23 protein-coding genes are annotated in these 21377 nt (G+C 59.6%); 13 read left to right on the forward strand and 10 right to left on the reverse strand.

All coding sequences use genetic code 11. The features are described 5' to 3' along the window. Positions 1–233 precede the first annotated feature (233 nt). Positions 234–1340: a Gfo/Idh/MocA family oxidoreductase gene (locus DWB63_RS16240; RefSeq protein ID WP_128329916.1), complete on the reverse strand. Its 1107-nt coding sequence runs from the start codon at positions 1338–1340 to the stop codon at positions 234–236. A gap of 185 nt (positions 1341–1525) precedes the next feature. Here DWB63_RS16240 and DWB63_RS16245 point away from each other — a divergent pair, with 185 nt between their 5' ends. Genes DWB63_RS16245 through smpB form a run of 8 tightly spaced genes read left to right on the forward strand, consistent with a single transcriptional unit; the run spans position 1526 to position 7914 of the window. Next, positions 1526–2629 carry an ABC transporter substrate-binding protein gene (locus DWB63_RS16245; RefSeq protein ID WP_164879929.1) on the forward strand — a complete coding sequence of 368 codons (1104 nt, stop codon included), beginning with the start codon at positions 1526–1528 and terminating at the stop codon, positions 2627–2629. Positions 2630–2679: 50 nt separating this feature from the next. Beyond that, the gene (locus tag DWB63_RS16250; protein ID WP_128329944.1) at positions 2680–3081 is read left to right on the forward strand and encodes a YraN family protein; all 402 of its coding nucleotides are present in this window, start codon (positions 2680–2682) and stop codon (positions 3079–3081) included. Then, positions 3078–3908, forward strand: a complete 831-nt coding sequence (gene rsmI / locus DWB63_RS16255; RefSeq protein WP_128329918.1) for a 16S rRNA (cytidine(1402)-2'-O)-methyltransferase — start codon at positions 3078–3080, stop codon at positions 3906–3908. The genes DWB63_RS16250 and rsmI overlap by 4 nt, the downstream gene beginning before the upstream one ends. Positions 3909–3928: 20 nt before the next feature. Then, positions 3929–4480, forward strand: a complete 552-nt coding sequence (locus tag DWB63_RS16260; RefSeq protein WP_128329919.1) for a biotin transporter BioY — start codon at positions 3929–3931, stop codon at positions 4478–4480. 15 nt (positions 4481–4495) lie between these two features. Further along, a complete protein-coding gene (locus tag DWB63_RS16265) occupies positions 4496–5287 on the forward strand; it encodes a PTS system mannose/fructose/sorbose family transporter subunit IID (protein WP_128329920.1) in 792 nt (263 codons plus the stop codon). A gap of 49 nt (positions 5288–5336) precedes the next feature. Then, complete coding sequence (locus DWB63_RS16270) at positions 5337–5639, forward strand: HPr family phosphocarrier protein (protein ID WP_128329921.1); 303 nt, start codon at positions 5337–5339, stop codon at positions 5637–5639. Next, a complete protein-coding gene (ptsP, locus tag DWB63_RS16275; protein ID WP_128329922.1) occupies positions 5640–7424 on the forward strand; it encodes a phosphoenolpyruvate--protein phosphotransferase in 1785 nt (594 codons plus the stop codon). 7 nt (positions 7425–7431) lie between these two features. After that, positions 7432–7914, forward strand: a complete 483-nt coding sequence (gene smpB / locus DWB63_RS16280; protein ID WP_128329923.1) for an SsrA-binding protein SmpB — start codon at positions 7432–7434, stop codon at positions 7912–7914. Positions 7915–8293: 379 nt separating this feature from the next. On the opposite strand, the gene DWB63_RS16285 is transcribed toward smpB, so the two are convergent. Continuing rightward, positions 8294–8935 carry a ribonuclease HII gene (locus DWB63_RS16285; RefSeq protein WP_128329924.1) on the reverse strand — a complete coding sequence of 214 codons (642 nt, stop codon included), beginning with the start codon at positions 8933–8935 and terminating at the stop codon, positions 8294–8296. A 180-nt stretch (positions 8936–9115) separates the two neighbouring features. On the opposite strand from DWB63_RS16285, the gene DWB63_RS16290 reads away from it, so the two are divergent. Beyond that, positions 9116–10393: a hypothetical protein gene (locus DWB63_RS16290; protein WP_128329925.1), complete on the forward strand. Its 1278-nt coding sequence runs from the start codon at positions 9116–9118 to the stop codon at positions 10391–10393. A gap of 381 nt (positions 10394–10774) precedes the next feature. Here DWB63_RS16290 and rplS read toward each other — a convergent pair whose 3' ends face one another. From rplS to ffh, 6 genes are all read right to left on the reverse strand, one after another. Next, positions 10775–11125 (reverse strand): 50S ribosomal protein L19, encoded by a 351-nt coding sequence (gene rplS, locus DWB63_RS16295; protein ID WP_128329926.1) that lies wholly within the window; start codon positions 11123–11125, stop codon positions 10775–10777. A 17-nt stretch (positions 11126–11142) separates the two neighbouring features. Beyond that, complete coding sequence (gene trmD / locus DWB63_RS16300; protein ID WP_128329927.1) at positions 11143–12438, reverse strand: tRNA (guanosine(37)-N1)-methyltransferase TrmD; 1296 nt, start codon at positions 12436–12438, stop codon at positions 11143–11145. Then, positions 12435–13034 carry a ribosome maturation factor RimM gene (gene rimM / locus DWB63_RS16305; RefSeq protein ID WP_347231980.1) on the reverse strand — a complete coding sequence of 200 codons (600 nt, stop codon included), beginning with the start codon at positions 13032–13034 and terminating at the stop codon, positions 12435–12437. The genes trmD and rimM overlap by 4 nt, the downstream gene beginning before the upstream one ends. A 139-nt stretch (positions 13035–13173) precedes the next feature. After that, positions 13174–13407, reverse strand: a complete 234-nt coding sequence (locus DWB63_RS16310; protein WP_128329928.1) for a KH domain-containing protein — start codon at positions 13405–13407, stop codon at positions 13174–13176. A gap of 111 nt (positions 13408–13518) precedes the next feature. Continuing rightward, positions 13519–13758: a 30S ribosomal protein S16 gene (rpsP, locus tag DWB63_RS16315; RefSeq protein WP_128329929.1), complete on the reverse strand. Its 240-nt coding sequence runs from the start codon at positions 13756–13758 to the stop codon at positions 13519–13521. An 88-nt stretch (positions 13759–13846) separates the two neighbouring features. Continuing rightward, positions 13847–15361 carry a signal recognition particle protein gene (gene ffh / locus DWB63_RS16320; RefSeq protein ID WP_128329930.1) on the reverse strand — a complete coding sequence of 505 codons (1515 nt, stop codon included), beginning with the start codon at positions 15359–15361 and terminating at the stop codon, positions 13847–13849. Between the two features lie 313 nt (positions 15362–15674). Between ffh and DWB63_RS16325 the strand changes: the two genes are divergently transcribed. Beyond that, a complete protein-coding gene (locus DWB63_RS16325) occupies positions 15675–17372 on the forward strand; it encodes a cation:proton antiporter (protein ID WP_241648893.1) in 1698 nt (565 codons plus the stop codon). An 86-nt stretch (positions 17373–17458) separates the two neighbouring features. Next, entirely contained in the window at positions 17459–18439 is a 981-nt protein-coding gene (locus DWB63_RS16330; protein WP_241648894.1) for a 4Fe-4S binding protein, read from the forward strand. Between the two features lie 17 nt (positions 18440–18456). Here DWB63_RS16330 and DWB63_RS16335 read toward each other — a convergent pair whose 3' ends face one another. Next, the gene (locus tag DWB63_RS16335; protein ID WP_128329932.1) at positions 18457–18792 is read right to left on the reverse strand and encodes a TraR/DksA C4-type zinc finger protein; all 336 of its coding nucleotides are present in this window, start codon (positions 18790–18792) and stop codon (positions 18457–18459) included. Next, complete coding sequence (locus DWB63_RS16340) at positions 18789–19946, reverse strand: pyridoxal phosphate-dependent aminotransferase (protein WP_128329933.1); 1158 nt, start codon at positions 19944–19946, stop codon at positions 18789–18791. The genes DWB63_RS16335 and DWB63_RS16340 overlap by 4 nt, the downstream gene beginning before the upstream one ends. A 53-nt stretch (positions 19947–19999) precedes the next feature. On the opposite strand from DWB63_RS16340, the gene DWB63_RS16345 reads away from it, so the two are divergent. Both DWB63_RS16345 and DWB63_RS16350 read left to right on the forward strand, forming a co-directional pair. Continuing rightward, entirely contained in the window at positions 20000–20761 is a 762-nt protein-coding gene (locus DWB63_RS16345) for an SDR family NAD(P)-dependent oxidoreductase (protein WP_128329934.1), read from the forward strand. Positions 20762–20830: 69 nt separating this feature from the next. Beyond that, entirely contained in the window at positions 20831–21373 is a 543-nt protein-coding gene (locus DWB63_RS16350) for a hypothetical protein (RefSeq protein ID WP_128329935.1), read from the forward strand. Positions 21374–21377 lie beyond the last annotated feature (4 nt).

Consider the following 21377-nt stretch of genomic DNA (forward strand, 5'->3'; position numbering starts at 1 on the left):
AAAAAGAACCCCGCCGGGAGGGCAGAAAAAAAACATGGAGGAGCGATGAGCGACGGCTCTTCTTCAGACTTGCTGCAAGGGGAACCCGCACACACCCGCGAAGAAGGACATGGAATGCCTTTGGGGCTGCAAGCCCCAAACAATGCCTCTCGCGCCAAAGGCGCGCATCCCAAACAAAAAGCCGCCCCCTGGGCGGCCTTCCTTATTTCTTCAGGCCCGCTGCCCAAAGCGATCTACCCCATCTCAATCCAACAAGTATCCCCTCTCGAACTCTCCAAACAAGCCTCGATAAACCGCACCCCGCGCAGCCCGTCCTCTCCGGTGGGAAAGTCGACGGCGGCCCCGTTTTCCAGGGTATTGCAAAACGCAGTATAAATATTGGCAAAGGCCTGCAACCAGCCTTCGGGGTGACCCGCCGGGGTATGCGAATAACCCATGGCGCCGGGCAGAAGGTCCGGGGTACCGCGGGTGATGATCCGGGCGGGTTCGTTCAAGGGCATGAAGCGCAGGTGTTCCTGGTCCTCCTGGAACCACTCCAGGCCGCCCTTGTCGCCGAACACGCGCAGCCTGAGCCCGTTGACCATGCCCGTGGCCGCCTGGGAATACCAATACATGCCGCGCGCGCCGGTGTCGTACTCGGTCAGGATGGTGCCGTTGTCGTCCAGAAGACGCCCCTCCACCAGGGAGTCGAGCCGGGCGGCCAGCCGGGTCAGGTTCAACCCGGTGACGTGCGGCACAAGGTATTCGATATGCGAGCCCACGTCGCCCAGGGACAGGGTACCGCCGCTGCGCTCGGGATCGGCCCGCCACGAGGCCTGGATATGGCCGGTGGTCTCCAGCATCTCGGCCAGCCAGCCCTGCGGGTATTCGCAATTGACGAACCGGACCTCGCCGATGTCGCCGCGCTCGATCATCTCGCGCATCTGGCGCACCATGGGATAGCCCGCATAGGTGTAAGTCACGGCCAGGATCAACTCCCGATCGCGGGCCAGACGCACCAGCTCCTCGGCCTGGGCCGAGGTGTGGGTAAACGGCTTGTCGCACATGACGTGAATGCCGCTCATGAGGCACGCCTTGACATTGGAATAATGCGCCTCGTTTGAGGTGACCACCACGGCGAAGTCGATATCCCCCGCCTCCAACCGGGCCATTTCCTCGGGAGTGGCGTAGAGCCGGTCCTGGTCCAGGCCGAGTTCGCGGCCCAGAGTCCGGGTTTTTTCCAGATCGCGGGAAAAACACCCCGCCACCAACTTGGCATGGCCGTTCAAAGCCAAAGCCCGCCTGTGCACGTCGCCCACAAAGGCGCCGGGACCGCCGCCGATCATTGCGTATTTGAGCATAACCCGCCTCCGTATTGATCCTGTACCCCAGAATCGGCAAAAGAGAAAAGAGGACAAGGGGGGGGATCAAAACCCGTTGCGCCACCCATCATATGAGTGCTAAGCAGGCCATTGTGTCCCGACAGACTAAGTCCTTTTTTTCACTCGGATATAAAAATCCTATATCTTTTGCACTCGGACCAGCAGTGCTGCTCATCGCCATCCTGTGCATGCCGACCGCCATGCTTGCCGGTGCAAAACCGCCTCCGCCCCGAGTGACCTTCATATCCCCGGCGGACTATGCCCTGAACCCCTTTTGGGACAGCTACTGCTCCTTTATGACCGTTGCGGCGAAAAGCCTGGGAGTCGACCTTGCCCTTGTAAAGGCGACCAACAGATTCGACGTCATGGACAAGGCCAAAATCATCCTGTCCGGAGAAAACAAACCCGACTATCTCATATACATCTATCACGGAGAAAGCAGCCTCACGATCATGGGCATGGCCGAGACGGCAGGCGTGAAATCCTTCCTTGTGAATTCCGACATCGTGCAATGCGAACAGGACCAGGCGGGCCTCCCCAGAGAGAAGCATCCTCATTGGATCGGGCATATCCACCCCGACGAAAAGCTGGCCGGCTATCTGCTGGCCAAACGCCTTTTCCGGGAAGCTGCAAAATTGCGACTGACCGGCCCCGACAAGAAAGTGCATGTGGTCGGGCTGGGTGGCGGACTGGACACCATGGTCTCCATCGACAGGCAGGCAGGCCTATGCCAGGCCCTTGCCGACCAGTCCGAAACAGTCCTGGACAGGTTTGTCCCAACGTACTGGGATGCGAAAGTGGCAGGCGAAAAAACCCGTTTGCTGCACAAGATACACCCTTCGGCCACGGTCTACTGGGTGGTCAGCGATGCTACGGCCTTGTCTGCCGGAAAAACCCTGGCCTCCCTCGGGATGAAGCCCGGACGGGACTGTGTCCTGGGCGGCGTCGACTGGTCGCATCAGGGCATAGAAGCCGTCAAGCGGGGAGAGCTGGTCGCCTCGGTGGGCGGGCATTTCATGGAAGGCGCATGGGCATTGACCCTCATCCTCGACTACCACAACGGTCGGGACTTTGCGGACACAGGCACCACCATACAATCCGAGATGCGGCTTATAGACATGGACAACATCAACAAATACGCGCCCATACTGAATCGCGACAACTGGAAGAAAATAGACTTCAAAGAACTCACCAAAACATACAATCCCGGCTTGAAGGAATACGACTTCAGCCCCGACGCCATTGTCCGCCTGCTTGCGGGCAGATAGGGGACAAGGGTTCTGGCAAGCCGTCAGGTCCTGTGCTATCACTCGTCTCCATGGGGTTTTTCACGAAATTCATTCCCGCGAAACCCGCAAAAAGCCTCGGCGACCAGGGCGAGGATGCGGCCTCGCGTCATCTTCGAGCCAAGGGGTTCCGGGTGCTGGCGCGCAATTGGCGCTTTCGCCAGTGGGAGCTGGATCTGGTCTGCCGGGACCGCGACACCGTGGTCTTCGTGGAGGTGAAAACCCGCAAGGCAGGCTCAATGGCCGCTCCCGGCGATGCATTGACGCGCACAAAGCAGGCCCGCCTGATCAAAGCGGCCAGCCACTACCTGACGGAATTCGAGCTGTGGGACGAGCCCTGCCGGTTCGACCTGGCCGCGGTCACGGACACCGGCTCATCCCTGGATGTGGAACATATTGAAAACGTATTCGACCTGAGCGGACTGCAACTATGAGCAACACAGGCACACTCTGGGTGGTAGCCACCCCCCTCGGCAATGCGGGCGACCTGTCGCCCCGGGCGCGGGACATCCTGACGGAGGCCGACGTCATCCTGGCCGAGGACACCCGGCGGGCCGGCCTGCTTTTCAAGCGGCTCGGACTGGAACGCCACGGCCGTCTGATGTCCTTTTTCGAACACAACGAAGACAAGCGGCTGCCCAAGGTCCTCGATTTTCTCGAAGACGGCCTGGACGTGGCCCTGATCTCGGACGCGGGCACCCCGCTCCTGTCCGATCCCGGCTTCACATTGGTCCGCGCCTGCCGCGAAAACGGCATCAGGGTCTCGCCCGTGCCCGGCCCCAGTGCGCCGGTGACCGCCCTTTCCGCCTCGGGACTGCCGCCGCTGCCCTATACCTTTCTCGGGTTTCCGCCCAGAAAGAAGAGCCAGACCGAAAAACTCTTTGCCGCCCACCGCGACACCGGGGCCACCCTGGTCTTTTTCGAACGCAAATCGCGCCTGGCAGGCACCCTGGACATTGCCCGCGACATCCTGGGAGATCGTGAATTCTGCGTGGCCCGTGAACTGACCAAGGAGTTCGAAGAATTTCTCCGGGGAAACCTGGCCACCCTCGAAGCCTTTGACCTGGACCTGCGCGGCGAACTGACCGTCATCATCGGCCCGGCCGGTGAAACCGGAAAAACCATTGAAGCGGATATCTTGCACATGCTTGACGAAGAATCCGACAAGGGTGACAAGCCCAAGGAAATTGCCCGCAGGGTAGCGGTCCGCTCGAACGGATGGACAGCCAAGGACGTCTATGCTTTGATGCGCTCCCGCTGACAACCTGCTATGGAGAACCCATGAAGACTTCGTCGCTTACCGATATACACCAACTCGTCTGGACCGCACTCATGGCCGCGCTCATCGGTGCCGGTGCCTACATAAATATCCCCATCGGCCCGGTGCCCATTTCCTTGCAAACCTTTTTCGTCACCCTGGCCGGATTTGTGCTCGGCCCCAGGCGCGGCGCCCTGGCCGTGGCCCTGTACCTGCTGGCCGGCGTCATCGGACTGCCCGTGTTCGCAGGCGGCAAATCCGGCTTGGGCCACATGATCGGACCCACCGGAGGCTTCCTCTTCGGGTTCCTGCTCTCCGCCTTCATCAGCGGCCTGGCCCGGGGAGAAGAGAAGCTCATTCCCTGGTTCAAGGGCATGGCCTTCGGCCTGATCGGCATGGTCGTTGTGTTCGCCTTTGGCGCGGGCTGGCTGAAATTCGCCCTTGACCTGACCTGGAGCAAGGTCTGGGCAGTGGGCGTGGCTCCGTTCATCATCGGCGGCGTGATCAAGACCATGGCGGCTTTGGCCACCTGCCGGTATCTGGCCCGGTTCAACCTCCTTCCAAACGGCGCATAGCCCGGCGGTTCGTCCATGATGGATATAGGGATATCACGCCTGCAGGCCGACTCACGGGCAATGGCCTTTGTCCGCAGCTTCTTTCGCTGCTACCTGACCGGCACGGGCTTCAACACCCGAGGCATGCAGAACATCGGCCTCATGTACGCCATGCAACCCGGCCTGCAAGCCATCCACCGAGACCGCAAGGGATTCAAGGCCGCGCTGAAGAGGTATGCCCGCCATTACCAGTCCCATCCCTTTTGGGCACCGTGCATGGTGGGCATCCTGCTCCATGTGGAGACTTCCATCGGCCAGGGCCATTTCCCGCCGAAGATGCTGCCCAAGGTCAGGGACACCACGGCCTACACCCTTTCGGCCATCGGCGACTCGGTCTTTGCGGGCAGCCTGCTCATTTTTTGGGCACTCCTGACCATCTGCCTGCTCCTGACCGGAAACCAGGCCCTGGCCTTCTCGATAGGGTTGAGTCTGCTGCTGGGGGTGCAGGCCTTTCGCGCCTACACCTTTATCTGCGGGATCAGGCAGGGATTCAAATTTCTTCAGAGACTGAAACGGTGGGATCTCATCAACTGGGGGCGCCGGGTCAAGTATGCCAATGCGGCTCTGCTGCTCTGGTTATGGGTAATCCTCTGGCCGCACCCCTACCGATGGTGGGAGCTGCTCATCGGGTTGAGCACGCTGATGCTCTTCGGCCGTTTTGTCCGGACCGGCATGATGACCCGTGTCCTGGCCGTGGCCGTATTAATGGCCATCATCACCTGTTTCCCATGGCTGGAAGACACGTTCAAAACGGGATTTGGCTTGTGATTTCCTTTTCAATCAGACATATAAAGAGTTTGAAAAGAAGGTTTGAATAATGACGGATGAAAGCACCATAGACGGGGTCCGAGAATATCTGTCCCGACAGGTTGTCGTTGCCTCCGAAAACGGACTGCATGCCAGACCGGCAGGCAGGCTCGCCCAGGAAGCGCAAGCCTTCGAGGCGGATATATCCCTGGTTTGCGGAGACCAGAAGGTGGACGCCAAGTCCATCCTCGACATCCTGACCCTGGCCGCCGGTCCCGGCCACGTCGTGGAACTGCGCGCCATGGGCGAGGATGCCGAAGCCGCCCTGGAGCGACTGGAAAAACTGTTCCAAAACAAATTCGAAGGAGCGTAAATGGCTGACACGATCCTCACGGGTATCCCGGTTGCCACCGGCATTGCCATCGGCAAGGCCTTTTTCGTCAACCGTAACCATATGGCTCACCTGCCCAGGCACACCGTGCCCGCTGCGTTGGTGCCCGAGGAAATCAAGCAGCTGCACGGCGCTTTCAAGGACGTGGAAACCGAACTGACAGCCATCCGCAAATTGGTGCCGGAAGAACTGAAAAGCCACAGTTCCCTCATCGACACCCACCTGATGATGCTCAAGGACCCGAAACTTTCCGGCGCCGCTGAACAATATATCTCCAGCCTCGGTTTGAACGCGGCCTGGGCACTGGAAAAAGCCGTCGCCGACCAGGATGCCGCTTTCGAGGCCATCAAGGACCAGTACATCCGCGAACGCATGCAGGACGTGCGCGTGGTCGCGGACAAGGTCCAGACCAAGCTCATGGGCGTGAAAACCGACCGGACCGCCATCTCGGGCCGGGCCATCATCATGGCCCACGACCTGTCCCCGGCCGACACGGTCGAACTCCAGGTGGACCGGATCATGGCCTTTGCCACCGTGCGCGGCGGCAAGACGTCCCATACCGGCATCATGGCCCGCTCCCTTGGCATCCCGGCCCTGGTGGGCGTGGACAAGCTCGAAGATTTCATCCGTGACGGCGACCTGGTCATCATCGACGGCCTGACCGGCAAGATCGTGGTCAACCCCACGGAAAGCGAACTGGCGGACTACAACGAACGGGCAGCCCAATTCGAGACCTATACGCGCAAGATCAAGCGCCAATGCCACCTGCCAGCCGAGACCTTTGACGGATCGCGGGTGCAGGTACAGGCCAACATCGAACTGGTGGAGGAAGTGGCCGCAGTCCTGGACAACGGCGGCGAGGGCATCGGACTGTACCGCACCGAATACGCCTACCTCAACCGGAACACACTGCCCTCCGAAGAAGAGCTGACCGAGAAATACATCGATCTGGCCGCCATCATGTCACCGAGAAAGGTGGTCTTCCGCACCCTGGACCTGGGCAGCGACAAATTCATCTCCACCTTCGGCGAACTCAACGAAACCAACCCGGCCATGGGCCTGCGGGCCATCCGTTTCTGCCTGAAGAACCCGCAGCTTTTCAAGACGCAGCTCAGGGCCATCCTGCGCGCCTCGGCCTACGGCAACGTCTCGCTGATGTTCCCCATGATCTCCGGCGTCAAGGAGATACGCCAGGCCAAGGCGTGGCTGGCCCAGGCCAAGGCCGAACTGCGGCGCGAAGGCGTGGCCTACGACCCGGACATGCCCGTGGGCACCATGATCGAACTGCCCGCAGCGGTGATGATCGCCGACTTCCTGGCCCAGGAGGTGGACTTCTTCTCCATCGGCACCAACGATCTCATCCAGTATTCCATCGGCGTGGACCGCACCAACCACCACGTGTCCTATTTGTACCAGCCGCTGCATCCGGCCACCCTGCGCGCCATCAAATTGGTGGTTGACGCGGCCCATCAGGCAGGCATAGAAGTGTCCCTCTGCGGCGAGGTGGCTTCGGACCCGTTCTGCGTACCAATCCTGCTCGGCATGGGCATCGATTCCATCTCCATGACCCCGCAGGCCATTCCCGGCATAAAGCGGATCATTCGGCAGACCAACATGCACGACTGCCGCCTCCTGCTCAAGGATGTCCTGGAATGCCGCATGGTCAGCCGCATCAACCATTTGGTGATGAACAACATTTTCAAGCACTTCCCCGAGGAAGTCACCTTCTTCTCGTCCCTGTTGGAAAACGACGAGATGCCCACGTAGACGATCCATGGCAAAAAAGAAAAAGAACAAAAGCCTCACCCCGGACACCATCGGCGTCAACAAGCAGGCCCGGCGGCTGTACGAAATCTTCGAGACCTTCGAAGCGGGCATTTCCCTTGTCGGCTCCGAGGTCAAATCCCTGCGTGCGGGCCATGTCTCCTTCAAGGACGGCTACGTCCAGTTCCGAAACAACTCCGCCTTCCTGGTGGGCGTGCACATCGCCCCCTTTGACAAGGCGGGCGAGTTCGACCAGCACGACCCCGAACGGGCCAGGCAACTGCTCCTGCACAAACGGGAAATCGAGGTGCTTCGAACCAAGACCGAACAGAAGGGCCTGACCGTCATCCCCATGAAGATGTATTTCAGCCGGGGCAAGGTAAAGGTTCTGATCGGCCTGGGACGCGGCAAGAACGTCCATTCCAAGAAGCAGGACTTGAAGGACAAGGACATCGCCAGAGATACGGCCAGGCAGTTGTCTGCGTACAAATAGCGGCTTGCGATAGCGGGCCATCTGCACATTTTTCGGGCTTTGCCCAATCCTCACCGTAGCGTTGCTACGCCTCCGGCTGGGCTGCGCCCGACAAAATGCACATCTGCCCCACTCTCCCAAGCCTAATCGCGTCCACGGATGCTTGTATGACAGTGCATTGGGGAAAAGCCGCTGTCGGGTGCGAGGCGCACCCGAATCGCTCCAATGTTTGTAAAGCATAAGCCGCTGTTTGGGGCGGTTCGCCCCAAATCCGCTCCATTCAATTTACGAAAAGTTTACCGATCTCCCCGCCGAAGGCGGCTACAAAAAGTTTTGAAAGGGGAGTCCAGAGGGGGAAACTTTTTCAAAAGTTTCCCCCTCTGGCCGCCGGAGGCAAATCCTAGAAAAGGCTGGCCTGTTCCTGCGCTTTCTGCTCGACCCTGACCTTCTTGAAGGTCATCCGGTGGAGCTTGCACGGACCGAGCTTTTGAATGGCTTCCACATGCACCTTGGTGCCGTAGCCCATGTGCAGGGATATGCCGTAACCGGGATAGCGCCTGGCCAGTTTGACCATGAGCCGATCGCGGAAGGTCTTGGCCATGACAGACGCGGCGGAGATGGCCGGAACGGAACCGTCGCCCCTGATGACGGCCTCCTGGGGGATATCCAGGCGCAACGCATGGAACGGCACGGTCTTGTCGCCGTCGATGCGCAAAAATTTCGGCTGCACCTTCATGGTTCGCACGGCCCTGGCCATGGCCAGAAACGTGGCCTGCAGGATGTTGACCTGATCGATCTCCCCGGACCAGGAAACGCCCACGGCCCAGGCCACGGCCTGATTGCGGATGAGGTCATAGAGGACTTCCCGCTTTTCCGCGGTGAGCTGCTTGGAGTCGTTCAACCCCGGCAGGTCGTACTCCGCAGGCAGGATGCACGCCCCGGCCACCACCGGCCCGGCCAGGCATCCCCGCCCTGCCTCGTCCACCCCGGCGATCTCGTCGGGCGCAAAGCCTTTTCTGTCGAACAGAATAATCTGGGTCATCAGTTTCCTCCGGGCCTATGTCTGCCCCAAAACCCGGAAAATAGCCACCTTCCATGATCGCGACAACACCGTACCGAGAACGAAGTCTCACAAAGCCCTTTAGGTTGAAAAACATGCCGATAATAGTGTACGGATAGATTCGACTCTGGCTCCACCACCCTCACTCAAGGAGAACACCGCATGAGAATCCTCTTCTCGATACTCTGCCTTACCCTGCTGTGCCCGGTCCAGACTTGGGCCAGCGGCCTTGAACTGTTACAACCCAAGACCAAGACAATGGAAGCAACCATGGTGCAGACCGGAGCAGCCGTACAGCTGTCGCAGTTCACCGTGACCAGAGGCAACGGACGGACCGACTGGTTCGTGACCGTGACAAATACCTCGAAAAGGAATCTCCCCCGAAACACCATTGCCGTGCGCGGCACGCAATACGATCATAAGGGAACCGCCTCACCGGCAGGCGACCAGTTCACCTTGGCCCAGGATCTCAGGCCGGGCCGGTCGCTCAACTTGCAGCGGCAATTCTCCCAGACTCCAGGCATTGCCAGAGTCACCATCGAGATCATCGACACCCGAAACAACACGGTGTTGGGCACAGGCACCTTCAGCGCATCCACCGCCAATCCGGGCAATATCGAAACCCCGGCAGCAACCGGCGTTGCCGCGACAGCAGGGAACGCCATGGGACATAGCGTCGGGGCCAATGTCCAAAAGGACGTGCTCGAAGGCCCCAACCTGGTATTGACCATAGCCGAAACCGTTGTCGACAAGAAGCTTCGCAAACTCAAACTGACGGTGTCCAATCAGGGAACAACCTCTGTCAACCTGAACCGATACAAGATTGAGCTTCAGGGTCACCAGATGTTTCGCCCAGCACAGTCCATGGACATCAATTTCTCGCAAACGGTCCAGCCCGGCGCACAGGTTTCCCAGACCATAGGCGAATTCGAACACAGCAACTGTTCCAACTTCACCCATTACACCGTCACGGCCAACGACAGCGGCTCGCCAATGGTTTTCAACGGTCGCTTAGACCTTTCCCCGCCACAGATCGCCGTCAAGCTCATCGGCATGACAGTGAAATACTCGGACAAAGCCAGAGGATTCGAACAGAATATCGGCGACGAGTTTTCCATCACCGTGGATGTGACCAACAATTCGGACCGCTGGCTCATCAACCCCAGCGCAATGGGCACCATGGCCGTCGACGGCGGCAAGCATCCATACCCGTTCGATATGCCCGTTCAGCTTGCACTCGCTCCGGGCCAAAAACAGCGGGTCAAGATACAGTTTCCCATCAACCAAATGAGTGCCTTCACCACCCTTTACAGTGACGATCTTGAACTCTGGAGAATCAAACCTACCTGGGCCCGCGCAACCCTGTACCTTGGCAGCTCCCTATACTGTGGCGTCCAGACCATGGACGGCAACGTCATCCACGCTGAGTGGAAACAGTAACCTCCGCACCCCTTCAACACCAATTGCCCGGAGTGTCAAAAGACACTCCGGGCAGATATATCGCATTAGTTCCTGTAATTTTTTGGAGAAGTGGTGGGCTGTGCCGATGCAAACGAAATCCGGGGCCGCCGCGTATTCCCATACGCAAGGGGCCGGGTTTCAAGAGCAGCGGTGCAGAATGCCGCACATCCGAAAGTTCAAGCACAAAAGCCCGGAGTGTCAAAAGACACTCCGGGCAGATATATCGCATTAGTTCCTGTAATTTTTTGGAGAAGTGGTGGGCTGTGCCGATGCGAACGAAATCCGGGGCCGCCGCGTATTCCCATACGCAAGGGTCCGGGTTTCGAGAGCAGCGGTGCAGAACGCCGCTTATCCGAAAAATTACTCCCAGATCTGCTTGGACTTGATGCGGGCGGCCTTACCGCGCAGATTGCGCAGGTAGTAAATGCGGCTGCGACGGACCTTGCCCTCGGAGACCACTTCAACGCGGTCGATGTAGGGGGAGTTCGTGGGGAACACGCGCTCAACACCGATACCGTCGGAAATCTTGCGGACGGTGAAAGTGGCGTTGGTGGTACCGCGACGACGACGCAGGACCGCGCCCTGGAAGACCTGGATGCGTTCTTTTTCGCCCTCAATGATCCGGTAGTGAACCTTGACGGTGTCACCGGCCTTGAAGTCGGGCATATCCAAACGGATGTGTTCGGATTCGATTCTCTTGATGATGTCCATGGTAATCTCCTAAATTCTTAATACTCATCCGCGACAAGCCGGTCGACGATGATCGCCACCGCGCTTCTTACCGACAGATGGTTGTAGTCATCCAAATACCTGAGCGGTCGTAAAATGCCGTCCGTTTTGGAGAGGACTTCTTCCGCCAGACCGTGTCCAGTTCCAAAGATCAACAATACTGGAGAGTTGGCGAGCCAGTTCTGCACTTCTCCGTAGGTCAGGGCAGGCTGGGCTTCCCTGCGACGATCCAGCCGCGCTGAAGTGGCCGCGAGGCGGGGACATTGCCCTGTTTGCGCTTCGATGTCAAGGACCGCCGAATCGATATCATCAAAAACCTTGACCTTGGAAAAGGCCTCGGCGCGGTCCGGGTTTGCCTGGCTGCCCGCCCCCTGTTTCCAGTGCGACAGCAGCTTTCCCGCCAGCGATTTCTGGTCCTCGATGGGCGTGGTGGCATAGAATCCGCCCAGGCCGTAACTCCGGGCCACCCGCGCCATGTCGTGCAGGTCCAGGTTGGTCACGGAGACCGCGACCTTCTCACCGAACTTGTTGACCACCGGGTAGTGACACAGTGCTATGTACAGGTTGCGCCCCAGCCGGGTCCGCGGCTGCCGGCGCAGAAAATCGACGTCCTCCACCGTGAGGCTCGCGCCGGGCAACAGGTCCGGACGATCCGCAATGGTGGCGGAAAGGCTGCACTCCCGCCGCCAGGCCGCAATTTTGGCATGATCCCCGGAACGCAGCACCTCGGGCACCCTGAGTCCATCATGGTCTTCGGGGCGCGTGTAGTGGGGGTATTCCAACAGTCCGGCGGAAAAGGATTCCTCGTCCCCGGAATCCTCATGCCCCATGAAGCCGGGCAAAAGACGCGCCACGGATTCCATGAGACAGACCGCGCCGGCCTCGCCGCCGTTGAGCACGAAATCGCCCACGGACACCAGCTCGATGGGGTAGAGGTCGAGCAGGCGCTCGTCAATGCCCTCGTAGCGGCCGCAGATGAGGGTCAGGTCGTCTTCCAGGGCCAACTCCCGAGCCTTGGCCTGGTTGAGCGGCTTGCCGCGCGGCGAGAGCATCAGGATGCGCCCCCTGGTCTCGATGGAATCCAGGGCCGCGATCATGGGATCGAGCTTGAGCAACATGCCGGGTCCGCCGCCGAACGGTCTGTCGTCAACGGATTTATGGACCCCGCCCGCGAACCGGCGCACATCCACATGGTCGAGATTGACCAACCCGGTTTCCACGGCCTTGCCCATGAGCCCGCTTGAAAGCGGGGACTCGAAATAGTGCGGAAAGATGGAGACGAGATGGAAATTCATGATGTCTTGGGTTGTTTTTGGCGCAAAGGACGGGGCTTTTTCTTCTTGGGGGGCTCGGCATTGAGATAGAGGTCCAGCAACCCCTCGGGCGGCTCGATGACGATGGTCTCGGTGTCGAGATCAACGTCCAATACGAATTCGGGCACGGCGGGCAGCAGGATTTCCGCGCCCTCCGAGTTGACGATGACCCAGGTGTCCTGCTCGCCGGTCTCGTAATACCCTTTCAGTTCGCCCACTTCGGTCTGGTCCGGAAGCACCACCCGGCAGCCGATCATCTGGTAGAAATAATGCTCGTCCCCTTCCAGTTCCGGCAGGTCCTCTTCACGGATCAACACCTCCAGACCACGCAGGGCCTCGGCCTGATCGCGATCTGTCACACCCTTGAGCGTGAGCAGGACCAGCCCCTTGTGTTCGCGCCAGGCAGTGGCGCTCACCGGCCGTGGCGGCTTGTCGCCGTCCCGGAGATACAGGGGGTCCACAGCACCGAAAAGGGACGGGGAGTCCGCATAACTTTTTATGCAGAGCTCCCCTCGAATTCCGTGCGGTTTTACAACCCCGCCCACAGGGATGAACCCGGACTGTCGCATAGTCACCATCTGTTTGGTTACTGCAAAAGACCCAAACCCTCACGCAGTAGAACCGCGCTCCGGCCTTGGGTCTTCATTGCGCCTCGCATCCCGCCCTTCAAGGCGGAATTGCGGACGTGCAAATTCAAGACGTTCTCAAACGAGAAAGTTACTCGAGAATCTCCAGAACGGAGCGTTTCCGCACCTTGGTGGAGGCGGCACCGAGCAGCGTGCGCATGGCTCTCGCCGTGCGGCCCTGCTTGCCGATGACCTTGCCAAGGTCTTCCTTGGCCACCTTCAACTCGATTACCGAGGTCTGCTCGCCTTCAACTTCCGAAACATGCACTTCGTCCGGGTTGTCCACCAGGGACTTGGCAATGTACTCAATCATCTCTTTCAACATGACGTCACCTCCGGTGCTGGCGCGTTGCCGCGCGCCATGAACATGAGTTGCCAAACGTGGTCCGGACCCTACAGGCCGACTCCCAGAGTCTGCCTGCTCAAAAGCGCAAGGCTATTTTCCGGCTTTTTTCAGCAGGGAACGAACGGTGTTGCTGGGCTCGGCGCCCTTGGCCAACCACTTCTCGATCTTTTCCACATCAAGCACGACTTCGTTCGGCTCGACCATGGGATTGTAATGCCCGAGGTATTCCACAGGGCGTCCATCACGACGGACAGTGCTGTCGAGAGCTACCACGCGGTAGAAAGGACGCTTCTTGGAACCCATCCGGGTCAATCTGATTTTCATTGCCATGATACTTATCTCCCAATATTTGATTAATACGTTTTTGCCCACTCTATGGCAAGTTAATATCATTAAAAGACGAAGGGTCTTTTACTGTCTATTTTTTCTTCTTTTTCTTGTTCTTCTTGTTCAGCTTTTTCTTGTTCCGCGCCTTCAGGGTCTTCTTGGAAAGGGCCTTCCTGCCGGTCTCTTCCTCCATGCCGGGCATCCCGGGCATTCCCGGCATACCGGGCATCCCGCCAAGCGCACTCATGTCAGGCATGCCGCCGCCCAGGCCGGGCAGCTTGGGAAGGCCGAACTTTCCCTTCTTCTTGCCGCCACCCATCATGGCCTGCATGACCTTGCTCATCTGCTTGAAATTCTTGATGAGCACGTTGACGTCAGCGACCTTCATGCCCGCGCCTTTGGCGATGCGCTCCTTGCGGCTGGCATTGATGAGATCGGGTTGGCGGCGTTCCTTCATGGTCATGGAGGAAATGAGCGCTTCGGTGCGCTTCATCTCGTCCTCGGGCATGACGTTGTCACCCATCTGCTTCATGATGTTGCCCATGCCGGGAATCATCTTGAGCAGCCCTTCCATGCTTCCGAGCTTCTTGAGCTTCTTCATGTGGCCGAGGAAATCTTCGAAATCGAATTCCGCCTTGGCCATCTTTTCGGCCATGGCCTTGGCTTCATCCTCGTTGATCTCGCTCTGGGCCTTCTCGATGAGCGTCATCATGTCGCCCATGCCGAGAATACGGGAAGCAATGCGGTCGGGATGGAAAAGCTCCAGTTCAGTGAGCTTCTCGCCCACACCCACGAATTTGACCGACTTGCCGGTCACGGTCTTGATGGACAGGGCTGCGCCGCCTCGGGCGTCACCGTCCATCTTGGTCAGGACCACACCGGAAATGCCGAGCTTCTCGTTGAAGCTGGCGGCAACGGTCACGGCGTCCTGGCCGGTCATGGCGTCGGCCACGAACAAAATTTCCTGCGGGTTGCACTCGTTCTTGATGTTCTCAAGCTCGTCCATCAAGGTTTCGTCGATATGCAGACGGCCTGCGGTGTCAAAGAGCACCAGATCGCAGCCCAATTCCTCGGCCTTGACCAACGCATCCTTGCAGATGTCCACCGGGTTCATGCCCGTGGTGGACGGGTAAACAGGCACGTCAAGCTGCCGGGCCAGGGTCTGCAACTGCTCAATGGCAGCCGGGCGATAGACGTCCGCAGGCACCAGATACGGCTTCTTGCCGTGCTGCTGCCGCATGAAGAGCGCGATCTTGCCCGAGGAAGTAGTCTTACCCGAGCCCTGGAGGCCGACCATCATCAGCTTCAGGGGCTTGGCCTTGAGGTCCAGCCCCTGCTGTTCTCCGCCAAGAAGCTCGATCAGCTCCTCGTTGACGATCTTGATAAAGTGCTGTCCGGGATCAAGCCCCTTCAGGACCTCGTCGCCAAGAGCGCGCTCCTTGACCTGGTCAACGAACTGCTTGACCACCTTGAAGTTGACGTCGGCTTCGAGAAGCGCGAGACGCACCTCCCTGAGACCCTCCTTGATATTATTCTCATCAAGGGTCTTTTTGCCGCCCAACCTTGAAAAGGTGGAGCCAAGTCTTTCTTGAAGGCTCTCGAACAACTGGACAACTCCCTGAAATTACTAAATTTATTTTTTCTGCCTGCGCGAGGACTTCTGTCCAGCTTGGGCAAAGAGGTGGTTTGGTAAGCCAGATCGGGGATATAGTCAAGAGCGGCGAAAGGCCGAATCCAGGCGAAAAACCCTTCCCAAGCGGACGATTTCCGACTTTTCCGGGCAGTATTGTGCTGTCTGGCGACCACGCTGCCTGCCCAGGGAACACACCCCGGATTCCGGGCGCAAAGCGCACGGCGCGAGCGCCTCCCGGCGCAACCCATCGGATTTGTTATTTCCCCCCGTTGCACCCAATGCAATAATGTGCAATCAATTTGAGCAATATGCAACGGCCTTCACCGAATCGCCCAAAGACGCACAACCAAGGACAATAGACGCCTTCATGCACTTCGATCCGCTTGTCATAGTCCTCGCCTTCGGGTGCGGTTACCTTGTCAGCCGCCTGGGTCTTCCCCCCCTGGTGGGATATCTGCTGGCCGGATTCGCCCTGTCCACCCAGGGATACGCTTCCGGCCCCGCCATTCAGGGCATCGCCGAGATAGGCGTAACCATCCTGCTTTTTACCATCGGCCTCAAACTGCGCATCAGGAGCCTGTTACGGCCCGAGGTATGGGCCGGGGCCTCCCTGCACATGCTCCTGACCGTGGCCCTGTTTTCGGCCGGACTCATGGGGCTGACCGCCGCCGGATTCTCCTTCTTCTCGGACCTTGACCTGAACACCGCACTGCTGATCGCTTTTGCCCTGAGCTTCTCATCCACGGTCTTTGCCGTGAAGATCCTGGAAGAGAGCGGGCGCTCCTCTTCCCTCAACGGACGCACGGCCATCGGCGTGCTCATCATCCAGGATATCTTCGCGGTCCTGTTCCTGGCCTTTTCCACCGGCAAACTGCCCACGGCATGGGCTCTGGCGGTCCTCGGCTCCCTGCCTGTTGCCCGATGGCTGTTCATGCGCATCCTGAATCGCATCGGCCACGGCGAACTCCAGGTCCTCTTCGGGTTCTTCCTGGCCTTTGTGGCCGGGGCATGGGCCTTTGACCTGGTGGGCCTGAAGGCGGACCTGGGCGCCCTGATAATGGGCATGCTGCTCGCCCCCCACGCACGGGCCAATGACCTGGCGAAATCCCTTTACTCCATCAAGGATTTCCTGCTGGTCGGTTTTTTCCTGGAGATCGGGCTTGCCGGCCTGCCGAGCATGGAAACATTGAACGCGGCCCTACTGTTGACCCTGGCCCTGCCGGTCAAGGTGACGCTCTTCTTCCTCCTGTTCACCCGCTTCCGCCTCAAGGCCAGAACCAGTCTCATAACCTCCCTGAACCTGGCCAACTACAGCGAGTTCGGGCTCATCGTGGGCGGACTGGCTGCGGCCAACGGATGGCTCAGCCGCGAATGGTTGCTGGCCATGGCCATTGCACTGTCCATCTCATTCATCCTGGCCTCGCCCCTGAACAGGACGGCGGACTCCCTGTTTGAAGCGATACACGACATCCTGGAACGGTTCGAGACGGTGGAGCGCCACCCGGACGAAGAACCCTTCCAGGCCGGAACCTGGCAAATCGCCATTCTGGGCATGGGCCGGGTGGGGATGGGAGCCTACGACTACTTCACTGACAAGTTCGGTCCGGTAGTGCTCGGCATTGACCAAAACGCCTACACCGTGGACAGCCAGCTTGAGCAGGGACGGCAACTGCTGCTGGCCGATGTCACGGACCCGGATTTCTGGCGCAAGCTGCCGCCCGAACTGCCCGAACTGAAGCTCTATGTCCTGACCATGCCCAAGCTCGAATCTCAGCTTTACGTCATAAAGAAACTCAAGGAGCGCGGCTTTCAGGGCAATATCGCCGCCATGGCCCAATACGACGACGAATTGACCCTGCTCCGCGAAGCGGGCGTGCATACCGCATTCAACGTCTTTGCCGAAGCGGGCGTCGGTCTCGGGTCGCACATTTGCAGAGAGGCCCAATCACTGCAGATCAAGCCGGTGGGAAAGGACGAGGCCTGACCGTCCCCTTGACTGTGCAGAAAGTGCAGACGATTGACCTCCCACTCGGCTTCGGCTAGGGAGCACCCAAACCAGACAGGTGCTTCGTGAAAAAACCAACTCCCGCCCGCTTCCGCATGGCCATCCAGGCCGCGTTCACGCTGTTTTGCGTTTACACGGGCTTTCGTTTCGTGCTCTTCCTCAACTGGGTCGCGGGCAAATCCGACACGTTCGCGGCCAAGCCCGGCGCGGTCGAGGGATTCCTGCCCATCAGCGGGCTGCTCGGCCTGCGAAAACTGCTGGACACAGGGCAATGGGACGACGTTCATCCGGCAGGACTGTCCATATTCGTGGCCGTCCTGATCATGGCCTTCCTGTTCCGCAAGGGCTTCTGCGGCTACATCTGTCCGGTGGGCTTTCTGTCTGGACTGCTGGAACGGGCCGGACAGCGGCTGGGCCTGGCGGTCATCCCGCCAAGATGGCTCGACCTGCCCCTGACCGGATTGAAATACCTGCTGCTCGGCGGTTTCCTGTTGGCCGTATTCAGCATGGACGCCCGCTCCCTGGAATCCTTCATTGCCAGCCCGTTCAACATGGCCTCGGACGCCAGGATGCTCGCGTTCTTCACCAGCCCGTCCGCCCTTTCCCTGACCGTCATCGCCGGTCTGGCAGGGGCAAGCCTGATCGTGCGCAACTTCTGGTGCCGGTATCTCTGTCCCTACGGAGCACTGCTCGGACTGCTGGCCTTGACCGGACCGACACACATCCGGCGCGACGCCGAAACCTGCATCGGCTGCGGCAGGTGTTCGGCGCGGTGCCCGTCCGGCATCGAGGTGGAGAAAAAAGTGCTGGTCAGGTCGCCTGAATGTATCGGCTGCGCCGAATGCGTCGGCTCATGCCCGGTCCAAGGATGTCTGTCCTTCACCGTGCCGGGCCGCAGAACTGTCCCATGGCAGATAGTGGGCATCGGGACCGTGTTGGTGCTGCTGCTCGTCTGGGCATGGGCCGAGAGCACGGGCCATTGGGACAGCCAGGTGCCGCCCGCCATGCTCAAACGAATCTATTTAATGGCCCTCGGCCCCATGTAGACGGGGTCAGGACCGAATCATTCCGCGCATTGAACGCAGAACTGCGTCTCGGGCATGGCCTGAAGCCGGGCCATGGGAATGGGGTCGCCGCAGTCGATGCACAGACCGAAATCCTCGTCCTCATCCACCCTTTTGAGGGCATCCTGAAGCCGGACCAGCCGCACCTTGGACTTGGACAGCTGCGCCTCGGACACGGACTGGTTGACGATGTTGTCCATGCGGGAAATCCGGCCGATGGCATTGTCCGGGGCCACGGGCTTGACCAGCTCCTTGAGCCGGGGAATCTCCGCTTTGAGCGCCGCTATTTCCTCCCGGGCATACACCTTGAATTCCCGCTTCTGGCTTTCGGTCATGTCAACCTCCCCAGACGATGCATGGCGTCTTCGAGAATGTCCATTTCCTTGGCAAAACAGAACCGGACCAGGGTTTCCCCCACCGGGCCGGAATAGAAGGCCGAGCCGGGAACGCAGGCCACACCCGTCTTTTCCAGCAGATACAGGGCGCGCTCCTTGGCGGTGGAACCGGGCAGTCCGGTCACGTCGGCCAGGGTGTAGTACGCGCCCCTGGGCACATGCGGGGTCAGGCCGATGTCGCGCAGGGTGCCGCAGAAACGGTCCCGCTTCATCTGATGGTCGTCGGACACGCCCTGATAATACTCCGCCCCCAGTTCCTCCAACCCCTTGGCCGCACCTATCTGGAGCGGGGCCGGAGCGCACACGTAGACCAGATCGTTGAAATGGCCTATGGGCAGCGCCCATTCGGGATCGCATATTGCGTAACCCAGTCTCCAGCCCGTGATGGAGAACACCTTGGACAGGCCGGAGATGGTGATGGTTCGTCTGGCCATGCCGGGCAGGGTTGCCGGTGAAACGTGTTTGAGACCGTCAAAAACGAAATGCTCGTAAATCTCGTCGGTGAACACGAAAAGGTCGTGGGCCTGGGCAAAATCCGCGATCAACTCCAGCTCGGCCCGGTCGAACACCTTTCCCGCCGGATTGGACGGCGTGTTCAGGATCAGGGCACGGGTCCTGGCGGTGACAACGCGCTCCAGGTCCCCGGCCACGAATTCCCATGAGGGCGGCTCCAGGGTGACGTAGACCGGCTTGATGCCCAGGGAGGCCATGGTTACGATGTGATAGCCGTAATACGGCTCGAACACCACGACCTCGTCACCCTCGTTCAGGAGCGCCAGACAGGCGGCGTAGAACGCGCCCGTGGCCCCGGCAGAGGCCACCACCTGGCCTTCGGGGTCAACATCCATGCCGGTGTGGAACCGCTGCTTGGCCGCGATGGCCTGACGCAGCCGGGGCAGCCCGTCAAAGCGGGTGTAGGTGTTGATACCTGCGCGCATGGCCTCTTCCGCCCCCCGGAGGACCGGTTCGGGCACGGGCAGGTCGCACACGCCCTGGGCCAGGTTGACGCCGGACACCTTGGCACACTCGAGGGTCATGTTCCTGATTTCTGATTGAGCAACAAGCGGTCTGCGCTTGCTCATTTTCAACGACATGGAGTACTCTCCCGTTAAGAAGCTGAAATCTTCACAATGAGGGCACACCATATATGACTTCCTTAAGGAATAAAACCCTGGTGGTTACGGGTGCATCCATGGGCATAGGCGAGGCCCTGGCACTGGAGCTTGCAAAGGAAGGCGTGAACCTTGTCCTGGGGGCACGCACCGAAGACAAACTGCGTTCTACGCGCAACCGGTGCCGCGGGCTCGGCGTGAAAGCGGAATGTCTGGCCGGGGACGTGTCGTCGAGCAACGTGGCCCAGGAGTTGGTTCAGGCCGCCTTTGAACTGGGCAACTTCCACGGGTTCATCCACGCGGCAGGAGTGCTCGCGCCCGGCCCCACGGTCTGGGAGCTGAACAAGACCCGATTCCGTGAAGTCCTGGAAGCCTCCCTATGCGCCGGGCACCAGCTCATCCGCCACGCCGTGCCGCTCCTGATCAAACAAGGACATGGCCTGACGGTCTTTTTCGGGTCCGGGGCCGCAGAACGTGCCCAACCCGGCATCGGCGCATATTGTGTTGCCAAGGCCGCCGAGGAACACCTGGCCCGCCAACTGGCTGCGGAGGCCCCCGAAATCACGACCATAATCTGGCGGCCGGGCGTCGTGAGAACCCGTATGCAGACGGACGCCCGCAAGGCCGAGGGCGGCGGTGCGCAGCAACTCAAAGAAGTCTTCGAGCAATGGGATAATGACGGTCTGCTCATAACCCCGGGACAATCCGCGCGCGGCCTGGTGGATTTCCTGCTCGGCGAACCGGAACGCTATCACGGCCAGGTGGCCGACATTCGCAAAGTGGGAAACCCTGGTTGACGAAAACCTCGCTTCCCCATATAGGCTGAGGGAAGCAACATCCAATCCTCTGTTTCACAAGGAGAAACCATGAAAAAAATTCTGTTCGCCCTCTGCCTGATTCTGACCCTCGGCCTGCTCACCGGTTGCGGCGACGATGTCAGCGACGATCCCAACCTGTCCGAGGAAGGCAAGACCGTCGTCACCGAGATGGGCGGCCCCTTCACCGCTTCCGAATTCGATAAATTCCTTGAAGACCTGCCGAAAATGCCCGGTCTGACCGCTGAAAGCCAGCAGGACATCGGGGATGCATCCGGTGCCGCCCTGAGCGAGGCGGTCATGAGCGCGGCCAAGGCCGCCGGCTGGGACGAGGAACGGTTCATGTATATTTACAGCCACACCATGACCATGGTGAGCCTGGAACAGATGGACAAGATCCGTGCGCAGATGGAAACCCAGCTCAAGGATCTGCCCGAAGAACAGAAAAAGATCATGGAACAGATGATGGGCCAGCAAATCGGCGGCCAGGCTGAAGCCATGCAAGCTGAAGTGGATCAGCAGGTGCCCGCCTCGGAGCAGACCATCATCAAGGATAACATGGCGGCCGTCTATACCGCACTGGGCATCGAATAAGCCC

The sequence above is a fragment of the Pseudodesulfovibrio sp. S3 genome, from assembly GCF_004025585.1.
Taxonomy (GTDB): domain Bacteria; phylum Desulfobacterota; class Desulfovibrionia; order Desulfovibrionales; family Desulfovibrionaceae; genus Pseudodesulfovibrio.